At 45.8% G+C, this 21,180-nt stretch carries 22 protein-coding genes; 14 read left to right on the forward strand and 8 right to left on the reverse strand.

Features of this window, described 5'->3' with window-relative positions; genetic code table 11:
- Positions 1–48 precede the first annotated feature (48 nt).
- The 7 genes from QUA40_RS00210 to QUA40_RS00240 all read right to left on the reverse strand — a co-directional run bounded on the left by QUA40_RS00210 (position 49) and on the right by QUA40_RS00240 (position 8,362).
- On the reverse strand, positions 49–1,119 hold the full coding sequence (locus QUA40_RS00210; protein ID WP_333120822.1) for a glycosyltransferase family 1 protein: 1,071 nt from the start codon (positions 1,117–1,119) through the stop codon (positions 49–51).
- Positions 1,120–1,133: 14 nt separating this feature from the next.
- Positions 1,134–3,263, reverse strand: coding sequence for a glycosyltransferase (locus tag QUA40_RS00215; protein ID WP_333120824.1), 2,130 nt, complete (start codon positions 3,261–3,263; stop codon positions 1,134–1,136).
- 10 nt (positions 3,264–3,273) lie between these two features.
- Positions 3,274–3,807 (reverse strand): hypothetical protein, encoded by a 534-nt coding sequence (locus QUA40_RS00220; protein WP_333120826.1) that lies wholly within the window; start codon positions 3,805–3,807, stop codon positions 3,274–3,276.
- Positions 3,808–4,005: 198 nt separating this feature from the next.
- Entirely contained in the window at positions 4,006–5,079 is a 1,074-nt protein-coding gene (locus QUA40_RS00225) for a glucose-1-phosphate thymidylyltransferase (RefSeq protein ID WP_333120828.1), read from the reverse strand.
- 280 nt (positions 5,080–5,359) lie between these two features.
- Positions 5,360–6,070, reverse strand: coding sequence for a M15 family metallopeptidase (locus QUA40_RS00230; RefSeq protein ID WP_333120991.1), 711 nt, complete (start codon positions 6,068–6,070; stop codon positions 5,360–5,362).
- Positions 6,071–6,094: 24 nt separating this feature from the next.
- Positions 6,095–7,549: a hypothetical protein gene (locus tag QUA40_RS00235; protein ID WP_333120830.1), complete on the reverse strand. Its 1,455-nt coding sequence runs from the start codon at positions 7,547–7,549 to the stop codon at positions 6,095–6,097.
- Positions 7,550–7,699: 150 nt separating this feature from the next.
- Positions 7,700–8,362, reverse strand: a complete 663-nt coding sequence (locus tag QUA40_RS00240; RefSeq protein ID WP_333120831.1) for a methyltransferase domain-containing protein — start codon at positions 8,360–8,362, stop codon at positions 7,700–7,702.
- Positions 8,363–8,548: 186 nt separating this feature from the next.
- Between QUA40_RS00240 and QUA40_RS00245 the strand changes: the two genes are divergently transcribed.
- On the forward strand, positions 8,549–9,019 hold the full coding sequence (locus QUA40_RS00245) for a MarR family transcriptional regulator (protein WP_333120833.1): 471 nt from the start codon (positions 8,549–8,551) through the stop codon (positions 9,017–9,019).
- Between the two features lie 163 nt (positions 9,020–9,182).
- On the forward strand, positions 9,183–10,868 hold the full coding sequence (locus QUA40_RS00250; protein ID WP_333120834.1) for an HlyD family efflux transporter periplasmic adaptor subunit: 1,686 nt from the start codon (positions 9,183–9,185) through the stop codon (positions 10,866–10,868).
- Between the two features lie 457 nt (positions 10,869–11,325).
- On the opposite strand, the gene QUA40_RS00255 is transcribed toward QUA40_RS00250, so the two are convergent.
- Entirely contained in the window at positions 11,326–11,781 is a 456-nt protein-coding gene (locus QUA40_RS00255) for a GNAT family N-acetyltransferase (RefSeq protein WP_333120835.1), read from the reverse strand.
- An 81-nt stretch (positions 11,782–11,862) separates the two neighbouring features.
- Between QUA40_RS00255 and QUA40_RS28905 the strand changes: the two genes are divergently transcribed.
- The 12 genes from QUA40_RS28905 to QUA40_RS00315 all read left to right on the forward strand — a co-directional run bounded on the left by QUA40_RS28905 (position 11,863) and on the right by QUA40_RS00315 (position 21,175).
- A complete protein-coding gene (locus QUA40_RS28905; protein WP_445301112.1) occupies positions 11,863–12,039 on the forward strand; it encodes a hypothetical protein in 177 nt (58 codons plus the stop codon).
- Between the two features lie 364 nt (positions 12,040–12,403).
- On the forward strand, positions 12,404–12,541 hold the full coding sequence (gene rpmH, locus QUA40_RS00265; protein ID WP_006632320.1) for a 50S ribosomal protein L34: 138 nt from the start codon (positions 12,404–12,406) through the stop codon (positions 12,539–12,541).
- Positions 12,542–12,583: 42 nt separating this feature from the next.
- The gene (rnpA, locus tag QUA40_RS00270) at positions 12,584–12,988 is read left to right on the forward strand and encodes a ribonuclease P protein component (protein ID WP_333120836.1); all 405 of its coding nucleotides are present in this window, start codon (positions 12,584–12,586) and stop codon (positions 12,986–12,988) included.
- Positions 12,960–13,352 carry a PH domain-containing protein gene (locus QUA40_RS00275; RefSeq protein ID WP_333120837.1) on the forward strand — a complete coding sequence of 131 codons (393 nt, stop codon included), beginning with the start codon at positions 12,960–12,962 and terminating at the stop codon, positions 13,350–13,352. Before rnpA ends, QUA40_RS00275 begins: the two co-directional genes overlap by 29 nt.
- A gap of 202 nt (positions 13,353–13,554) precedes the next feature.
- Positions 13,555–14,703: a membrane protein insertase YidC gene (yidC, locus tag QUA40_RS00280; protein WP_333120838.1), complete on the forward strand. Its 1,149-nt coding sequence runs from the start codon at positions 13,555–13,557 to the stop codon at positions 14,701–14,703.
- Positions 14,704–14,714: 11 nt separating this feature from the next.
- Complete coding sequence (locus QUA40_RS00285; RefSeq protein WP_333120840.1) at positions 14,715–15,188, forward strand: R3H domain-containing nucleic acid-binding protein; 474 nt, start codon at positions 14,715–14,717, stop codon at positions 15,186–15,188.
- A 63-nt stretch (positions 15,189–15,251) separates the two neighbouring features.
- Positions 15,252–15,374, forward strand: a complete 123-nt coding sequence (locus tag QUA40_RS00290) for a hypothetical protein (protein WP_333120842.1) — start codon at positions 15,252–15,254, stop codon at positions 15,372–15,374.
- Between the two features lie 63 nt (positions 15,375–15,437).
- Positions 15,438–15,953, forward strand: coding sequence for a YceD family protein (locus QUA40_RS00295; RefSeq protein WP_333120843.1), 516 nt, complete (start codon positions 15,438–15,440; stop codon positions 15,951–15,953).
- Between the two features lie 340 nt (positions 15,954–16,293).
- Positions 16,294–17,802 carry an AAA family ATPase gene (locus QUA40_RS00300; RefSeq protein ID WP_333120845.1) on the forward strand — a complete coding sequence of 503 codons (1,509 nt, stop codon included), beginning with the start codon at positions 16,294–16,296 and terminating at the stop codon, positions 17,800–17,802.
- A gap of 185 nt (positions 17,803–17,987) precedes the next feature.
- Complete coding sequence (locus tag QUA40_RS00305) at positions 17,988–18,449, forward strand: SH3 domain-containing protein (protein ID WP_333120847.1); 462 nt, start codon at positions 17,988–17,990, stop codon at positions 18,447–18,449.
- A 447-nt stretch (positions 18,450–18,896) separates the two neighbouring features.
- Entirely contained in the window at positions 18,897–19,073 is a 177-nt protein-coding gene (locus tag QUA40_RS00310; protein ID WP_006632312.1) for a hypothetical protein, read from the forward strand.
- A gap of 524 nt (positions 19,074–19,597) precedes the next feature.
- Positions 19,598–21,175, forward strand: a complete 1,578-nt coding sequence (locus QUA40_RS00315) for a peptidoglycan-binding protein (protein ID WP_333120849.1) — start codon at positions 19,598–19,600, stop codon at positions 21,173–21,175.
- Positions 21,176–21,180: the final 5 nt, after the last annotated feature.

Raw genomic sequence — 21,180 nt, forward strand, 5'->3', positions numbered from 1 at the left:
GCAGAGGGCGCAGAGGACGCAGAGAGGAGAAAGGAAGAGAGGGGAGATTTAAAGATATTGTTGTAAGATGTTGGCGGTTGCTTTTCCGGTTTTGTGCCAGCTAAATTGAGATGATCGGGCTAAACTAGCAGTTTTTAAGTTCGATCGCACTTTTGAATCTGTGGCTACTGTTTGCATGGCTTCGGCTATTTCTGGGACGCTGTAAGGATTGACTAATAATCCGGCATCTCCGGCTACTTCTGGCATCGATGACAGGTTGGATGTGATGACGGGTGTGCCGCAAGCCATTGCTTCTAAAATTGGTAAGCCGAATCCTTCCCAAAGTGTAGGGAAAACTAGGGCGATCGCCTGATTCATCAGTACGGGCAATTGAGAATAGGGAACGTAACCGAGAAACTTTACCAAAGATTGTAAACCTAATTCTTCAACTTGTGCTGTCAACTGCGGTGTGTAGGCATTGGGAGGTCCTGCTAGCCACAATTCGTAATTTGCGCGATCGGGCAAATTCGCAAATGCAGCAATTAATCTTTCCAAGTTTTTGTAAGGATCGTGTCTGCCGGTATAAAGAAAATAATTTTTGGCTGGCAAGTCCAGATATCTAAAATTAATATTATCGCAAGCTAGGGAAATTGCGGTCATTTTATGACCCGGAATCTGGAAAAAGTTAGCAACATCGATCGCCGTTGCTTGAGAATCACAAATAATGTGTTCGGCTTGCCGCAAAACCTGCGGTATGTAGTAGCGGAAATAAGCTGTTAATCTAGAGAAACGCTGGGGAAATCGCAAAGGAATTAAATCGTGAACTGTGACGATGTAGCGGCAGCCGGAATACAAAGGTGCTTCGGGAATTGGGGAAAATATCAGGCTTGATCCCAATTCTTTGTAAATCTTTGGCAAGTTGAATTGAGTCCACAGTAGCCTGTTAATTTGGCCTTTCGGGCCGCGATTCGGTGTCAGAGTTTCGGGGATTTGATAGCAACTATAATTGTCAACTTGCTGGGAAACAAGTAATGTGGGTTCTAGCTGTTGCAGTTGCGGGAAAAGATTAGTTGCATAAGTTCCGATTCCCGTTGGTTCAGGACTTAAGAAGGATAAATTAATTAAAAGTGGGTTAGACACGCTTGAATTAGCCTTTAAATTCGATCGAGCATTTGAGCTATATCGGCAGGATTCGGCAGCCGAATTGTAGCATACTCTTGGTGAATAATCTCAAAAAAACTATTGACTTTTTTATCGAAACGTGCAAGTCTAAAGTTCTGACTACGTTGCTGTGCACCAGCTTGAAGTTTTGCTAGCAAATCGGGATTAACAATTAGTTGATGTGAATGCTGGCACAGTTCCTCAACGGTATTGAACAAAAAGCCCGATCGCCCATGTTCGACAATTTCCGGTTGGCCGCCACCGTTGAAAACAATCGGAGCACAACTATTTTGCATTGCTTCTACAGTGGCCATCCCGAAATGCTCAAATCTTTGAGGATTGACTTCACCCAAACCGCACCCGTGCCAAAATATGCTCGCTCTAGCATAAAGTGATTTTACCTCATCAAAGTCAGCATTGACTTTTAGCTCGATCGCCCTTGAATCTTGCTTCAATAAATTCTGAACAGTCTTTAAATAAGGATTTTTCGGAATGCTGCTGCCGACTAAAATTAGTCGCCATCCTTGAAAATCTTCTGGATAATCGGCTAGCAAACAGCGGAAAGCTTTAATTAGTTCAATTTGCTTTTTTGTTCCCCCAGCTTCAAACTGTCCCACCGCCAAAATTATTTTTTCTTTCGGCACTTTAACTGTTGCAATTTCTACCGGCGGATAAAGCAGAAAAGTTGGCTGTAGGTTCCAGCGTTTCTCCAACCACTTAACAGTAAATTGACTGTTGGCAATAATGAAAGTGTAGTCATCGACAGCAAAGTGACGGTTCCGGAAGGTATTGGGAAAGTGGCAGAAAAATATTGAGATTGGCGACAGTGGCTTGACTTTTTCCAGTTGGTTTGCGTTGATGAAAATATCGTAGTTTTTGCTTTCTCTGGCAATTTCATCAAAGGGATTGTCCATATCCTCCACGATAATGCTAGAATCAATGCACTGCATTCCGCGTTTCTCGTAAAACGCCAAGGGAATAATTTTAATTTTGCATCCTGAAAGGTTGAGTCCGTACCACGATTCTAAGTCGGAAACAGCAACTGGTTTGTTGGCGATAAAAGTAATGTCAAATTCATTTTGCAGCAGCGAGGCGAGGGTAGCGACGTATTTTTGACCGCCACCAATAAAATGCAGTCCGTGATCGTAAATGGCGATCGACATTTTGCGATCGCCCCGAACCACCTGCAATCGAGATAAAATGCGATCGATCTGCATCCGACTGTAAATCACCCCCAACTTTTCCGACAACTGTGGCAATACAGTTTCAATGATTTCTGGTTTCTGATAATCTAGAAGTTTTTTAATCGCTACAAATAAACTCTCGAACAGCAAATCGTACTGCTTGTTAGTAAAAAAATCAGAAGTATGAATTCCTTTGACTAATTGCAAAGGTTCATGTTTTGCCAAATACAAAAACCGATTGCGGTTGCAGAAATACTCGGTAAGTTTGCTGCCTTTACTCGAACCCCGATACTCGTGATGGGCGATAGCTGCGGGAGTATAAAGCATTTTCCAACCGCGTTTGTGGCACCGTTTTGCAAACTCCACATCCTCAAAATACATCACAAAATCTTCATCTATCGGCCCTACATCTTCGAGACATTCCCTGCGGAAAAGCACCGCCGCCCAACAAAGCCCTTCGACTTCCCTTTCTGTATCGTACTGTCCCGCATCTTTCTCGCCAAAGCCGACATCTTGCCAATAAAAATTAGGTAATTGCTGAATACCTGCGCTGTTAATTCGCCCGTCTTTAAACAACAATTTGCCGCTAGTCGCACCTACTTCTTTATTAGTTTGTAGCCGTTTTACAAGAATATCTAACCAGCGAGTGTCAAGGGTAGCATCGTTATTTAGAAAGCCGATATATTGCCCTTTTGCTTCGCTGATGCCGAGGTTGAGGGCTTTAGCAAAGTTGTTGGCGGAGTTGACAAAAATCCGAACTTTTGGAAATACTTCGCGCAGGAAAGTAACGGAATCGTCTTGAGAACAATTATCAATTACAATTAAGTCGAGTTGCGATTCGGGATACGCAAGTTTTTGTAGAGATTTTAAGCAATCTTTCGTGTGGCGCAGACCGTTATAGTTGACTATAATTAACGAACATATGGGCAGTGTGGTCATCTTTGATGCTTTATTTTTGTCGATCGAGCAATTCAGCGGTAATCTTCTCTAAAATAGCAGTATGTTGCTGCTGCACTGCTTTAATTCGCTCTATTTCCGACTGAAAAGTGGCGATCGCATTTTGTTGAGTCTCAAGCTGTGCTCTAACTTCCGCCGATCCGCTGCTGAATTCAGCTTGAATTTTTTTCTCTAAGCTTTGTTGATTTTCTTGCAATTTTTGCAATTGTATGCTCAATGTGTGCACGACCCTGGTATTAGCGAAATTGTAAATAACTTGACGTTCGAGTACGGGTCTGAGCAATTTTCGGACTATTTTTCTAACGGCGATGACTGCGGAACCCAGCCGCCTTTGGTAAGAGGTAATGGGGATGTTATAAATGTCGAAACCTGCCTTTAAAAGGGCGATGTCTTCGTCATCTTCATTTTGGGCGATCGCACTATTTTCTGTTCCCAACAGGGGCGGCTCAGCAATACCAATTCGCGGCTCCAAAGTTTGTCGCAATTTAAGTATTATCTGTTGAGTTGGTATTTCTTCGTACTGCAAACTTTCCTATCCTTTATATAACTTACTATGACTTATTATGGAACAGGCATCTTTGTTGTTTCAATCATTATAACTAATTGTGGAACAGGCATCTTGCCTGTTCAAGGGCGGGCAGGATGCCCAACCCCTACTCTTCACAAGAAAATTCATCTCTTGTTAAATCAGGATTATTGCTTCCGATATTGGCAATATGTCAATTTAAACTAGCTCAATTTGACTGTCATCACCAATCATAAACCGCAGAGCTTTTGGACGGGGGGGCGCATTGGTTAGTTTAGCTCGCTGCCCGATCACGCTGTCAACAATTCGCTGGTGAATGCCAACTATTTTCGCCCCTTGCAATATTACACTGTGTTCGATATCAGCATCAATCATCGTCACGCGATCGGCAATACTGCTGTAAGGCCCGATAAAGCAATTTTCAATGCGACAATTTTCCCCAATTACCACCGGCCCGCGCACGGTAGAATTAATGATTTCCGTTCCTTCCCCTATTTGCACTCGTCCGATAATTTGACTTTTTGCGTCTACTTTTAATTCTGTTGAAGCTACGATACAGCTATCTAAAATGATTTGGTTGGCACTCAGCAAGTCGTCTTTTTTCCCCGTATCCAGCCACCAACCCTCTAAATTGCAGGCTTCTACGTGTTTTTCCTTATTGATGAGCTGTTGAATGGCATCGGTGATTTCCAGTTCGCCACGGGGCGAAGGTTGAATTTGATCGATCGCCTCGTGAATACTAGGAGCAAAAAAGTAAATCCCCACCAGTGCTAAATTCGATGGTGGATTTTGCGGTTTTTCTACTAACTCCAAAACTCTTCCTTTCTCATCAACTTTTGCAACCCCGAAAGCTGAGGGATTGGGAACGGGACGCAGCAAAATCAGAGCGTCTAGTTTCTGCTTGTTAAAAATCTCTAAAAACGGATCTAACTGATTCTGAATTAAATTATCTCCTAAATACATAATAAACGGAGAATCGCCCAAAAATGGTCTGGCAACTTTTACCGCGTGAGCGAGCCCCGCCGGCTTTTCTTGCAAGATATAAGTGATTTTTGCACCGAAACTAGATCCATCTCCTGTTTTCGTCTTCACCTCTTCCCCAGTTTCGGGACTAATAATAATCCCAATATCCGTAATCCCAGCCGCCACAATTCCTTCAATTCCGTACCACAATATCGGCTTATTTGCTACAGGAACCAACTGCTTAGCACCCGTATAGGTGAGGGGACGCAAGCGTGTTCCTTTGCCGCCAGAGAGGATGAGTGCTTTCATTGGGTGAACTCTGAGTTATCCTTTAGGGTTTGCAGTGCTTGCTTGATTTGCCTGCACTTGTTCGCTCTCGTTGATTTTAAACCACCGCTACCCCGCTGGCAATAGCCGACCTAGAACAAGGAAGAGTTGACAGTTGACAGTTGACGGAAGTTCGATGGAAGTCGGAAGAAAGAACTAATAAAAGCAAGGGTTTCAGCAATTGAGAAGGTTCTTAGTATCTTGGCGGTTGCTATCCGAATGATTTATTATGTCGATCGCTCATTCAGTTATCTAAAATGGTTTAATAGCGACCGTATCGGGCAAAAAATTGACTATCACTATTGTTGTGATTTGTCAACCAAGCCCACATCTGATCGCCCAGACAAAAATGCCACCACTCGTTAGGATGCTGCTGAAAACCAGCAGCTATCATCGCATCTTTTAAGATTTGTCGGCGATGGTGATATTCCTGTGTTTGAGGGTCATTACTATTACCAAAATAATCGGGATAAGAGCGTTCTGATATTTCATCAATCTGAGAACCCATATCAATTGGCAGATTATTGTCATCCAGTAAAGTTACATCTAAAGCTGCCCCCGTACTGTGAGGGGGAGGCGTCGCGCGATCCATGCTCGGTACGGCCCAAAATTGATATACGTGTTCTATAATTACTTGCCGTTTGTCTTCGGAAACCGGAAATTCGCAGCCTTGAGCTACGGCAATTTGATTAAAAGTATAATCCACCATAAATTGCTGTACTTCCACCGGCCGGTAAGCATCAAATATCAGAATTTTCCAATTTGGATGAGTTTGCTGGATCTGCATTTGAGCGGCGATTAAACTATCTACAACTCCTTGTCGCAAATAGTAAGGCGAATCTGCTTTGCTGTTGTGATAGGGAGCACCCAGCTTTTGATAAGGGTGCGGCAGTTCAAAGGAAAAATGTTCTGGTGGAATTGGGACTAAAGGCTCGCCGCATTCGTCTATCGCTATTTGCTGATATGGTTTCATCATTAGAGAGATTGCCTTGCGCTATTACCCTACATTATCGGGAGAGATATTTTGAGTTGGCTTTAATTGTTTCAACAACCTATTGAACATAAAATATATTGCGACACCACTGACGGCGAAGCTAATTTTATAGATAACTGAGGAGTGATTGGCGATGTTATTGGCATTAATCAGAAATGTATATCCCGAAACATAACCGCCTGAAAGGCTTACTTTCCCGGTAGTATCGTTTGGATAGGGATTGTAAGTCCCCACAAGAGAAATTGCGATCGACATACACGCAATAACTACAAAAAACTTTTTCAGGAATCGCGAGCTTCTAACTAGGTTTCCTATGTGACTTAGTGGCAAACACAATATCAGCATAGGAGCAACAAACCACCTCACTCCATAGGAGTAGCCACCGTAATCAACACTCCTTAATGTATAAAGTAGCATGAAAGTTACAGAGGCAGCGATACCGTAGAGATATGGCGTTTTATACGATATTTGTTTTTGTCGCAAAAATACCCAAATCCCCATAACTGAGAATAACATGATAGGAGTGTGCGAGAACAATCCTCTATTGCCTAAATACAAAGTAAAAGCATACCTAAGCGATACTAATAAGTTCTTATGTTTAGCTACTCCCGACAGATTTTGCTTGCTAAATATCGACCCCGGATAGTCCCACAATGCTGCATTCATTGCTGGCGGAACGATGCTACCGGAAAGATATATATTTAAACCCAAATAACAAATAATTAGGGGGAGGCATGACAGTAAAAACAATCCTGCCATTTTGAGAGATTTGCCAGCAATAAACACCAGATAAAACGGAATAAACAAAAAACACGTTATATCAATGCTTCCCGACATGGATATAAAAAACCCGCAGAGAATAAGACTAATCATATCCCTGGATTTGTTAAAATTTAACAAATAATAAAAGCTGACTGTAATGAATGTTGCAGCCAGACTGTGGTTATTTAATACAACTGAATAGGGTAAAAGCAAAGTTGCAGTGGCTGCTAAAAATGTTGTCAAATTCGCCCAATTTTTATCTATGTCGAAGATCTCTAGCAAGATTTTATGAAAATAAACTAAAGCTATACAGCAGGAAACTCCCACAGTGAATAGTGTCATTAAATAACAAGTCAATTCAAAATTATTGGAAAAATCCATACCGAGAATATATTTTAACAAAAAACAAACCCCCGCTCCCATAATTGCTGGTAGTGGCGGTTTGTCAGAATAGTAGTGATTGTTGTAAAAATACTTATCTACAGTAAATAATCTAGAACGCTCCTCAAATACAGAGTTGTCGATCGTGAAAGTATGATATTCTACCAAAGACTTAACTGTAGCTATCCTGGAAGCGTCGGAACTAGATTGAATATCAAATTTAGTAAGGAGAGCAAGCAAAATAAAATTGAGTACAAAAATGATGACATATTTCTTTTCTTTGATTGGCTTTAATCTTGCTATTAATCGCATCATTTTTTTGATGTTTAATCAGATTGTGAATATATCCTCTCATCTCGATCTACAAATGTCAAGGTATATTGCTTTTTTGAGAGCAGGCAAAATGCCTGCCCCATGCACACTTGAGATTTGGTTGAAATATAGTGAAACCTCAACATTCTCTGCTTAACTTTGGCGGTAAGCAACTACCGCATAAAACGGATCGCCGCTTCCTATTCGCAACATTTGCATAAAACTCGGCAAGTTAGGCTTGCGAACAATTACTTCCGGCTTGCTAAATCCGGGTATGTTCGCTCCTTTGACAGAATCAAAGTAACCCTTGACTAATTCTACCCGATCGCCCTCCGAACCTTCCCGCCAAGCCGCGATCGCCTTTTGATAAAACATCCGGTTGGAAAAACTGATAATTGCTACGCCACCCGGCTTCAATATCCGATGAATCTCGGCAAAAATCGCATCCGGGTGCTGCAAATACTGTACCGAAACGCAGTTGACAACCGCGTCAAACTCTGCATCCGGCAGCAGCAGTTTAGGATTTGCGTTCAAATTCTGCACAAAATAATGATTCAGTCTGCGATTCTTTGCCAACTCTTCTTCATTCATGCCGTGTCCTTCAACATGGGCAAATTCCATCTCGTCGGGAAAGTGAGAAACCCAACTGCTCATCATATCGAAAACCCGAGTATTCGGTTTCAGGCGTTCCCGATATAAATCGGTCAGTTGCTGAATGAATCCATCGTCTACGTGCGTCACAAACCGGGGAGAGGAATAGAACAAATTATCGTCGGTGTCGTCTAACTTGGTACGTTGGTCGGCTGGAAGCAACATAAATTCTGATCGCAAACTACATTTACTCTTTCTAGTTTAAGAACAATAAGAATTGTTAACATATCCGGCAGAGGGCGGATTTCCGGTTTTAGGGTAGTATTCGATCGCCAAAAAACCTGCTTGCACCCCTTGACAGCTCCCAAAAAGCATTTTACACTAATAGTACGAACGCTAAGTAATAAGCCGATGGTTACTACATCCACTGTCGATCGCACACATCTAGCTCAGTGGCACGACATTCTCGCCCCCCACAGCCTGGGCTACCGTCTCAAACTGCTGGCACAGTTAGGCAGTCGCAGGCTGCAAGAGGTACTTGAACCCTTTGGATTGACACCTTTTCACTGGCTGGTACTGTGCTGCTTGTGGCAAGAAGACGGTTTGCCGACTTCCAGCATTGGCGACAAACTGCAACAGGTAGGCGGAACCCTGACAGGCGTGCTCGATCGCATGGAAGAAAGAGGCATAGTCCGTCGCGAGAGAGACACTCGCGATCGCCGCATTTGGCGCATTTGGCTAACAGACTCCGGCAGGGAACTGCAAGAGGTATTGCCCCCGCTGGTAGCTGCCATCCGAGATCGAGCTGTCGAGGGCTTTTCACAGGCAGATCAAAAACTCTTTTCCCAACTGATCGATCAAGCGATCCTGAATCTCTCCTAAACCAACAAATCAATCTTTTGAGTGAAGTCCAGCAGCATCTACCTCCAGTACATTACACATAACCGCAAAATACTACGCACTCTTAAAAAAAGCCGTCTTAGTAAATAAAAACTACGTACCCTAAACAAACGACATCTTACTAAAGTATCAGGAGTCAAATACCATGAAAGGTTCAAACGAAATCAACCCAGCAGAATTCAACGGTAACGGCAACGGCAAAGCAGTCGCCCTATTAGAAAAGCCGATCGACGACAACACCCAAGCTAAAATGGTGCCTGTCATACCAGCCCCAGAAACAGAAATCAGCGCCCCCCCTGATGTCAAAACAGGCGCAGAAACAGAACTGCAAGCACCCCTGTCGCCTCCTGAAACGCCGAAGAAAAAAGCCCCGAAAGCGTTGATATTAGCAGCGCTGGGCCTAGGGGCGATCGCCGCCGGCAGCTTCGGCTACCACTACTGGCAATACGCCTCCATCCACCAAGAAACCGACAACGCCACAGTTGCCGGACACATCCACCAAATCAGCAGCCGTATCAACGGTACAGTCGGCGAAGTCTTGGTAGAAGACAACCAACAAGTAAAACCCGGACAACTGCTGATCAAACTCGACCCCCGCGACTACCAAGTTAAACTGCAACAATCCCAAGCCGCCTTGGAAAACGCCCGCCGCCAAGCCGAAGCAGCCCAAGCCAACATTTCCCTAGCCTCTCAAACCAGCCAAGGCAAAACAGCCCAAGCCCAAGGAGATATCGGCAGCGCCAACGCTGGCATTTCCACCGCCCAAGCAGCAATTAGAGAAGCCCAACAAGGCGTACCCGCAGCCGAAGCTGCTGTCGCCCAAGCCGAAGCCGGCGTGCCCGCAGCGCAAGCCAAAGTCGCCCAAGCTGAAGCTGGAATTCCCCAAGCTGAAGCTAAAGTGACGGAAGCCGAAGCCGGCATTGCCGCAGCGCAAGCTCAGCTAGTGCAAGCGCAAGCTAATCTCGTGAAAACGCAAGCAGATTATAAACGGTACGAAAGTTTGCAGCAAGAAGGTGCGATCGGTCGTCAGCAATTAGAAGCATCCAAAGCAGCCTACGAAGTAGCCGCTGGCCAAACCACCGCAGCCCAACAAGGAATTGCCCAAGCTAGAGCGCGCTTAGCCCAAGCCAAAGAAGGCGTAACCGCAGCGATCGCAGCAGTAGCGCAAGCTCAAGAAGGAGTTAAACAAGCCGAAGCTCAAGTCGCCCAAGCCAAAGTCGGCATCGCCAGCGCCCAAGCTAAAGTCGCTGTAGCCCAAGAAGGCATCAGCACCGCTGAAGCTAAACTTGCTGCATCAAAGGGCGGATTGCAACAGGCGCAAGCTACGGGCGAACAAACTAAAGTCAGTCGATCGCAGTATGATGCTGCTAAAGCTGCGATCGGGCAATCGGAAGCTGCGGTTAAAGACGCTCAACTGCAACTTTCCTACACGAATATTACTGCTCCCGCCGCCGGACAAATTGGCCGCAAATCGGTTGAAGTCGGGCAGCGGGTGCAGCAGGGAACTCCGTTAATGGCGATCGTCAGTAACGATTTGTGGGTAATTGCCAACTTCAAAGAAACGCAATTGGCCAACATGAAACCAGGCCAAAAAGTAGAAATCAAATTAGATGCTTTTGGTGGTCGCAAATTTGAAGGTCATCTCGATAGTTTCTCCCCTGCTTCTGGCGCTCAGTTTTCCTTATTGCCTCCCGATAATGCTACGGGAAACTTCACCAAAGTCGTGCAACGGATTCCTGTGAAAGTTGTATTTGATGCTGAAAGCATTAAAGGCTATGAATCGCGAATTGCGCCGGGGATGTCTGCTACGGTAAATGTGGAATTGAAATGAGGGAAGACATGACACGGATACACAGATGAATTTAACTGTGGTTTTCTTTGATGTCGGCGGTTCTGGCTGTTACCCATCATTGCAGGCGAAATCCCCGACTTTTCAAAGAAGTCGGGGATTTGATTTTTTCGGTTAAGGGGGAGCGCCCTTGCCATATCATATTGGAAAGTTAGGGATCTGGTAGTCAAAACGAAACCGAAATCTCGTTCACCAGAGCGAACACGGGTTATTGGTTTGTGATGAATGGCGATCTATCTAAGCTGTTTACTGCCCCAACTCAGAACTTTCCCGAGATAACGGTGTCCATCACCTAGCGCTAGTCACTTGGAACACTCGTAGATAACCTTGTACGGTCAGGTGCAGGGGCGTTGTTAGGCATCGGCAAAACACAAGCAAGCAGCGAGAATTATGAGAGTATTCAGCCCGCTTAAGGCAGGGGTTCTAGACGTTGATATACCTACAACTCGATAGTCATGAATACACTGAAAGAGTTATCTTCGTAGTCAGCGAAGGGTTGGCATCGAGTAAAACCAAAACGCTCATAGAGCAACCTTGCAGGTTTAAACGCATCTGTTGACCCGGTTTCTAGGTTCACGCGTTCGTACCGTCGGCGTTTTGCTTCGTCAAGGATGTGCTCTAACAACTTAGTGGCGACACCCTTCCTCAAGTGTGCTTTGGAGGTTCTCATTGACTTGATTTCGCCCCATCGCGAATCCAACTCCTTCAACGCTCCACAGCCCATCAATTCGCTAGACTCTCTAACAGTCCAGAAAGTAACTGACTTCGCCCTAAGTCCGTCCAGATCTAGAGCATGAACGCTCCCAGGGGGCGAGTGCTCTCGCATATCCGCCAAGTGTTCATGTAGTAGGGCGTGCACGTCCGGGTTCGTAAGGTCTTCGATTTCTATCTGCATTTTTGATGCTGCGTTACAGTATACTCTGGGTCATAGTTTGGCCACGCATATATTAGATACGATATTCGTACTGTACAGGAGTTGCTCGGACACAAAGATGTGCAAATGACAATGATTTATACTCATCTATTAAATCGAGGTGGGTGGGGGGGTGAAAAGTCCACTCGATCGATGAGAAAGAGCGGAGCTGACACTTATGGTCTAACTTCATTAGATACTACCATGACACTACCGGGATCGTGGCGGCGATTGCGTTAACAGTGCCTTATGTGGGAGGATCTGATGTTTTTGGTTAAGGGTGATCGAACTTTTTTTAGCAACTACATCATGCTCGATCGCATATCCCAATCATTTCTTTTCAGACGCTAGATCAACAATCGGCGCAAAGTTTTTAAAGCTTCTTATTAACACATTGTTTTTCCAAAATGCAATTCTTTTCGTAATGCTGTCAACAGAAGTCGGCGTTATAGGCTTTACTAATTATTCAAGGCTGCGAGCGCAACTTCAGTCTTACTCTCATTTCAAATCATAAAAATATTATTGCCAAGAAAAACACTCTATGGTATACTAGAAGATTGTGAATATTAATCAAAAGTAAAGTAACAAGCCGGGAGAAATCAAAATGACACAGCAAACCCTGCACGGAACCAGCCGCAAAAGAAAAAGAACATCGGGTTTTCGCGCCAGAATGCGTACCGCAACCGGTCGATTGGTAATCAAAGCCCGCCGCAGCAAAGGTCGCCACCGCCTCGCAGTCTAGCACTGCATCAAGGTTGAGAAGCCTCAACGATCGCCCTACGCCATGTTGCCCGAGACAAACCGACTCAAGCACCGAAAAGACTTCAGCGCCGTATACCGCAAGGGAATGCGCCGTAACTCGGCCCATTTCAGCTTAAGAGCTCTGCGTAAACCCAAAAGCGTCGAATTAAGCAAACCGACAGCCCAAAAATCCTTGCAGCCAACTCGCACAGGCATTTCCATCAGCCTGAAGGTTAGCAAACGCGCTGTAGTCCGCAACCGGATTAAGCGTCAGATTCGGGCAGCTTTGCGACAGCTATTGCCCCGATTAAAATTCGGGTGGGATTTAGTAATTGTCGTGCGTCCGATCGCACAAGAGTGCAATTATGCAGAAATTCTGCAAGAATTAGAGCAGTTGTTGGTAGAAGCCGAGGTACTAGATGGGAATTCGAGAGGAAGTATATTATGAAGGCGGCCCGGCGCCGGGAGACTTGATCATCAACTTACTCCTAGGGCTGACAGTCGTCGGAATCCCCCTCGCAGTAGGAGCAATTGTCCGGGCTCTGTGGCTGCGCTATCGGATCACGAGCCGCCGAGTGTCCGTAACAAGCGGTTGGATGGGGGGCGATCAGACAGACGTTATCTACTCAGATATAGTCAAAATTGTCACAGTACCTCGTGGCTTCGGGACTTACGGAGACATGGTGCTCACCATGAAAAATGGCAGCCGCTTGGAACTAAGAGCTATTCCGAAATTTCGAGCAATGTATGACTACATTAACGAAAAACTGCCCGCAGCAGCTCAAAAAGCAAACGCGGCCGAAGCTAAATAACCGAACCGCTTTCACCCTGATTCGAGGCCCAATTCAGTGCGAGTATTGGCAAACTCATTACAACAAACCGCTAGCGGGCGGTCGATCGACGGGCAATGTCCTAAGATAGAGACAAAACCTTAAAAATTGAGGCGGCTCGCCTTCAGCGGGTAAAAATAGTTCTCAACAGCAAACATAGAGCACCTAAATTAACTCAAAGCGAATGGATTTCGGTATCTCGTTTCTCTCCAACAACCTCATGCTCCCGATCCTAGATTTTTTCTACGGGATCGTGCCAAGCTACGGTTTAGCGATCGTAGCTCTGACGCTCGTGATTCGCTTTGCTCTTTATCCTCTCAATGCAGGCTCTCTTCGCAATATGCGGCGCATGAAAGTAGCGCAGCCGTTGATGAAAGAGCGAGTAGATCAAATTCAAAAACTTTATAAAGAAAATCCTGCAAAACAGCAGGAGGAAATGAGCAAAGTATACAAAGAATTTGGTAATCCTCTAGCAGGATGCTTCCCATTGGTGCTGCAAATGCCAGTGCTGTTTGCACTGTTTGCAACGCTCAGAGGTTCGCCGTTTTCTGACATAAATTACAGCGTCAACGTTCAAGTTTTGCCGAAAGAACAAATCGAAAGTGTTCAACCGCAAGCTTTTGCTACACCGCCACAAAATATTTACGTCACAGGTACTTTTCATGCTCCTGTTGTGGGCATAATTCCAGGCGGCGACAAACTCGCAGTCGGCAACACAACCAAGATTAATTTTCAAACCCCAGAAGGCAAACCTCTCAAAGCGCTAGCGGCAGAAAATAAGAGCGAAATCGACTTTGAACCCCGCTGGACAGTCATCAAAGGCGAAGAAACTGTCAAGGTAGACGAACAGGGCAACATCACAGCCTTAGCGCCCGGTGAAGCCACAGTTCAAGGCACAATCCCCGGATTGGCTACTAACAAAGGATTCCTGTTTATTGAAGCTCTTGGCCGCGTTGGCGCGATCGACTCAGATGGTACAATCCACTGGGATATTTTGGTGATGATCCTGGGCTTCGGCATCAGTTTGTATATCAACCAAACCCTTTCAGGACAAGCACAAGGACCAAACGACAACCCCCAACAGGCTACAGTCAACAAACTGACGCCAGTCATATTTTCGGGGATGTTTTTGTTCTTCCCGCTGCCTGCAGGCGTGTTGATGTATATGCTGATAGCTAACATCTTTCAGACTGTTCAGTCGTTCATTTTGTCGCGAGAACCGCTACCGGAAAATCTCCAAAAAATAGTAGACGAAGCAGAGGCGAAAACCCAAAAAGAACAGGGATTAGATGCACTTCCCTTTGAGCCCAAGCGTTCTAAGAAAAAGGCTTGATTTTAACAACAATGAAAGACTCTCAAATGCAGCGCGGACAGCAATGGTTAGAAGAATTGTTACAACTGTCCGCCCTTCCGTCAAAAGTGGTATGCGAACAACAAAAAGATTGCTATTGGATGACAATAGATGAAAGCAATCTGACGGCAGAACAAGTTGCAATTTTAGTCGGGCCTGACGGTAATGTAATAGATGCCATTCAGTACCTCTGCAACACGGTTCAGAATATAGGTCAGGAAGTAGAGGAGTCAATTCCTTATACAGTTGAACTCAATGGCTATCGCATCCGCCGCCAAGAGGAATTGCGATCAATGGCAGAATACGCAGCGGATCAAGCGCGTTCGACGGGAGTTGAATTTGAGCTCAAATCGCTGTCTTCGGCAGAACGCCGTCAAGTCCACAGCTTTTTGAGCGAATGTGAGGATATAGAAACTTACAGTCAAGGACAAGAACCCGATCGGCGTTTGGTAGTGCGGCTGCGCTGACCTTCAGTTGACAGTTGACCGCACGGGTAGCGACCTCTACCTGGAAGGAAGAGGATTGGAGTAATGAATAGTCTTCTTTTAATTTCTCCAGATCATGGTTCCGGCTTTAAACCAATTCTTTCTGGTAAACAGGGAAAAAGAAAAAAGAAAAAAGGAAAAAGGAAAAAGGAAAAAGCGAAAAATTAGCTATTCCTTTTGACTTTTGACTTGTGCGTTGAGACAAGCATAATAAAACGGCGAGAGATTATTATGGAGACAATTTATATCCCTCATCTCCTCACAAAAACTGAGCGGAAAGAGGTCATTGATTTTGAAGAATTTATCCCCGATTTAGAAACTCTTACTCCGGTGCGGGGGCGACTACAAGTGACTCACCAAGGGAATTATCTTGAGGTGAAGGCGAAAGCAGAAACAATTGTTACTCTCACCTGCCACAGATGCTTGAAACAATACAATCACCGTTTGAAACTCCAATCATCTGAAATAATTTGGCTCGAAGAAAAACCGAGTCAGTTGGATTCAAGTTCAGGAGAATTTGAAGTTGATTTAGAAGATTTGGTGGAAAATTTGTCGCCAGCAGGCTCTTTCTCTCCGAGTGATTGGGTGTACCAGCAAATGTGTTTGGAACTGCCGCACAAACAGCTATGCGATACTGAATGTCCGGGAATAGATTTAAATGAGGATGCAGAAGAGACAGAAAGCTCTGAAACAGTCTCTGATAGTCGCTGGGCATCTCTGGCAGCACTTAAACGGCAATTGCCTTAGTCAAGAGTCAGCAGTCAATAGTCATTAGTCAGCAGTCAGCCGTCAGTAGTTAATACCAATTTAAAAAAGTATTGCTACAATGCTCAATCTTATACCAATTTAAAAGTCGCAGCTACCCGCGCCGGATAGGGATCCGTGCCGTGTCCTACAGAGATCGCGTACAACAATCTATATGTAGCCATACTTTTCAGGATTGGCATAACAACGAATAACTGTGGAATAACGACTGCCAAAAAATCACACCAGCTAACAACTAATAACCAATAACTAATAACTAATGACTAAGGACTAATGACTAAGGACTAATGACGAATAACCAATGACTAATGACTAATAACTAATGACTATTTTTAGCGACGAGTTTGAACTACTGCTGCGATCGCGCTACCCCCTAATTTACATTCCCACACGGGAGGAAGAGCGCGTAGAAGCGGCGATCGCCCAAAGTGCCAAAAAACAAGGTTCTCGCGCCGTCTACATCTGGGATTTTGTTGATGGCTACCAAGGCAATCCCAACGATACAGGTTTTGGCAAGCGCAACCCGCTGCAAGCTTTGGAATTTTTAGAAAAATTGCCCGCCTCCGCGCCGGCAATTTTTATTCTGCGCGACTTTCAGCGGTTTTTGGAAGATGTCTCGATTTCCCGCAAGCTGCGGAATTTGGCGAGACTCCTCAAATCTGTACCCAAAAATATTGTCATCGTATCTCCCATAGTTTCGATCCCCGAAGACCTCAGCGAAGTGATAACAGTTTTGGAATTCCCCCTGCCTGCGGCGGCGGAAATCAAAATTGAGGTGGAAAGGCTGTTAGGGGCGACCGGACAAGCCATTGAAGGGCGTTTGCTGGATGAAACGGTGCGCTCCTGTCAAGGATTGTCGATCGAACGAATTCGCCGAGTTTTGGCAAAGGCGATCGCCACCAGAGGCGAACTCCATCCCGACGACGCGGAACTGATTTTAGAAGAAAAGCGCCAAACAATTCGCCAAACTCAAATTCTGGATTTTTACCCAGCCCGCGAAAATATCTCCGATATCGGCGGTTTGGACAATCTCAAAGAATGGCTGCTGCGGCGCGGCGGTGCTTTTTCTGATCGAGCCCGCCAATACGGTTTGCCACATCCCAGAGGTTTGTTGCTAGTCGGAATTCAAGGAACCGGAAAATCCTTAACAGCAAAGGCGATCGCCCACCACTGGCATTTGCCTTTGCTGCGGTTGGATGTCGGGCGCTTGTTTGCCGGCTTAGTCGGAGAATCGGAATCGCGCACCAGGCAAATGATTCAGCTAGCGGAAGCTTTGGCGCCTTGCGTGCTGTGGATTGATGAGATTGACAAAGCTTTTGCGGGATTGGACGGTAAAGGGGATTCCGGGACAACTAGCCGGGTGTTCGGGACTTTTATTACTTGGTTAGCCGAAAAAACTTCGCCGGTGTTTGTGGTAGCAACAGCCAACAACATCCAGTCTTTGCCGCCAGAAATGCTGAGAAAAGGCAGGTTTGACGAAATATTTTTTGTGGGTTTGCCCAGCCAGGAGGAACGGCGGGCGATTTTTGAGGTACATTTGTTGCGGTTGCGATCGCACAGCATCAAAAATTACGATGTAGAGCGCTTGGCTTACGAAACTCCGGATTTTTCAGGGGCCGAAATCGAGCAAACTTTGATTGAAGCAATGCACATTGGGTTTAGCCAAAATCGAGACTTTACCACAGATGATATTTTAGAATCAGCTAGTCAGATGGTGCCCTTAGCCAGAACGGCTCAAGAACAAATCCAGTTTCTCCAAGATTGGGCCGCTGCTGGGAAAGCTCGCCTTGCTTCTAGATACGGCAGTTTGAGCCGCCGGATTCAGGGTTAGTCGCTCGAAGACATTCGACAGAAGATAAAATTTTCCTCCCAGAGTCACCCTACCAAGCCTGAAATTTCCCAGTTTCCTGCTTCCTTCTTCCGACTTCACGCTTGACTTTTATCCGTTACATCCGTTACCGAATCCGTTGCCGAACTTCCTTCTTCCTTCTTCCTTCTTCCTTCATTTGCGGCTTTATGAACAGTGTATATAGCGTTTTCAAATTTTTAGTGGGTTTTCTGCTCGCGATCGTCCTGATGGCAGGTGCTAGCGTGGCTGCTGCACTTTACTTTGCCGCTAAGCTAACTACTGTGCCCGAAAAACCTGTTTTTCCCAACGACAAAACAGCAGTTCAGGTTGCGGGCGCTGCGCCGCAGTCAACAGCCCAGGCTAGCCCTGTTTCTACATCTAGCGATGCCCCGTCTCCCAAACCGCTGGAACCGGGAGCTTACCGAGCTCTGGTGACTCAGCCGATCGGCTTAATTCTCCGGGATACTGGTAGCCGAGACTCGAACCGCATTGGTGGTGTTGGTTACAAGGAAAAAGTCGTGGTTTTGGAAGAGTCGCCGGATAAAGAGTGGCAGCGAATTCGGATTGAGGATGACAATCGCGAAGGTTGGGTAAAAGGCGGCAATACTGAAAAAGTTGAGGGCGAATAGGACTTAGACAAAAAATATACTCCTCTCATTGTGAGGACAGCGAAGCAATCGCAGTGTGAAAATTGTTCACCAACGCCGGGGTTTTTCCTGTCTATTGTTTCCCCTAGCTAGATTCACATTTATCACAAAAAGTCAAGTTAAATTTATTTACGATATTGGGGATTGCAGTTTGAGGCGCACAGACTGTGGGTGCGATCGCCCCTGCAAAACCCTGAATTTGACAGAAAAGCCCAGCAGACAAAAGGTTTCAAGAGCTAAAACCCAAAAGACCAACTTGAAAATACATAATCCTAAGTTATGTTATTCAGGAGAGTATGTTAAGAAAATTAGCAAAATTTTAAGGTTAGTTGCAAAAGCCCGGCTGTTGTCACCGCCACAGAGGCAAGAGTGGTAGCTTGGATTACAAGATGTAAGTTTTCAGCTCTTCAGCTACCAACCATAAAAAATATGTACGACAAACGTCCCGATCGAGATTTGGCGACTGCTGCTGTTACTGCGGCTTTGGGAGCTGGGGTCGTTACCTCTTTTGCGGTGAGCAGAGGGCAAAATCCGCTGGTAGCCATCGCAATTACTGTTTTTGCAGCGGGAGTAGCTGTAATTTGCGATCGGTTCGGCTTAATTTAAGCCATCGTCGATTTTTAAATACAAAGTCAACTTATCAAAAAATCCCCGCCCTATTTGCAACTAGCAAGGGTGGGAATTTTTATTGGCTCGTTTTTCGGTCAATCAGCGGTACTTTCCTAGACACACTCGCCACATCAAAAAACGGGTTCTTAACAAAAAACCTGCGCTTTCAGCGTTTTTTACGAAAACCAATTAAGGTGATGACAGCCTGCGCGCAAGTCTTGTGGTAAATTCAGCGGCAGCCAGATAAAATATTAGCCAGCACTACCCCAGAACTTATTGTCTTTTGGCGTTAAAGGCTAAGACTAGGCCTGCCAACTTTTTTCGTGACACTCGCGTCTCTATAAACAGCGATGCTATGTTGGTTTTTACCTGTAATTATTTTTGAAGGTAAAAAATTTTCAAATACGGGTGCTTCGTGCAAACAGGTAAAACTTAGCCTTGATAGATCCACAGCAGCCAAAACCTCAGCTTGAGTTTGCTCGTAAACCCCACCCACAATTTCACATTCACAGTAAAAAGTTATGGAATCCCTCGCCTACCTCGAACTTGCTCTTGTTTGCGAAGCACCCGCAGAGCCGAAAATTTTTGATGAGCCCAAGTGGCAAAACCTATCGAGTCAGACTTACGTCCGTTTGCTGTCTCTGGCTTTGATGCTGTCGGTTTTGAGTGCAGCCGGTGCGGCTTTTGCTCAAATAGATCCGGTTTATCCGAATGTGCGAGCGGTTCAAGACAGGTTGCGGGATATCGGCTATTTTCCCAGATCTTCGACTGGTCAACTCGGCCCGGTTACTCAACAAGCTCTGACTAACTTTCAGCGAGACTATCAACTGTCGCTGACTGGTAGACCCGATCAAGCTACTGTGATAGCACTCAACAGTTTTGCCGGGGATGACGATCAACCTTTTAAAACTATTTATACAAATTATCGGGATCTCCGTTTTGGAGACGCGGGTGCAGATGTTTCTTCTCTCCAGCGCCGGTTGAAGCAGCTAGGCTACTTCAGCGCCCATCCCACAGGGAGTTTTCGCGAAGTTACTCTCAATGCGGTTAGATACTTCCAGCGAATTAATCGGCTGCGGGTGACTGGAGTTGCTGATAGGCAAACTTTAGCTTTGCTGTTTGGTTCCACCGGGCAGGTTCCCCCCATTACGCTTCCAGGGAATATTTCGGGAAATGGCGGTTGCAAGGGGCTGCGGTTCGGGGACAGAGGGGCGACGGTAGACTTGATCCAGCGGCAGTTAAAAGCTTTGGGCTATTTTGAAGGCGGCGTTGACGGCAAGTTTCGCGAACGCACTCTCTACGCTGTGACTCGTTTTCAGCAAGATTATAATCTGGTTTCTGACGGCTGCGCTGACACTGCTACTTTGACTGCTATCGATGCCCAGATGAGGGCAGCTCAAATTACCTTATATCCTGGGGAAAATGACCAGCAGAGTAATGCCGGAGATTTTCTGGAGTTGGGCGACAGAGGCCCAGAAGTAGAATTTGTGCAGCGGCGGCTGCAACAATTGGGTTATTACAGGAGCCAGATTCACGGTTGGTTCGATCGACCAACTCAGATAGCTTTGATCCGGTTTCAGAAAGATAGCGGGATGTTCGGGACTGGAAGGGTCGATCGCAGCACTCGATCGGCTTTGCGGCAAGGCAACAGGCAGGTCGCAGCGCCTGTGCCGCAAATTGCCACTGGTCTGCGACGGGGCGATACTGGGCCTGCTGTCCGACAGCTTCAGTCTTCGCTCAGAAGTCTGGGCAAAAACCCCGGCCCGGTGAACGGAGTATTTGGAGCCGAGACCGAGTTTGCGGTGCTGTCGTTTCAGCAGGAACGTAATTTATCACCGGCGACGGGTATTGCCACTCCGGCGACTTTGGCTGCGATCCAAAACGGATTAGCTGGCCGGGTAGCTGTTCCTGCTGTTCCAATTAGCAGCAGTTTCAACTCTCGATCGAGCATTCAGCAATTACAAAGGCGGCTGCAAGACCTCGGCTTTTACACAGGCTCGATCAGCGGAGTTTTTGATGCTTCGACGAAAGATGCGCTCGATCGAGCTCAGCGCAGTTACGGGGTCAGCAGCGACGATTTGTTGAGCCAAACTTTTTAGCCCCT

Source organism: Microcoleus sp. Pol11C3 (assembly GCF_036701485.1).
Classification (GTDB): Bacteria; Cyanobacteriota; Cyanobacteriia; order Cyanobacteriales; family Microcoleaceae; genus Microcoleus.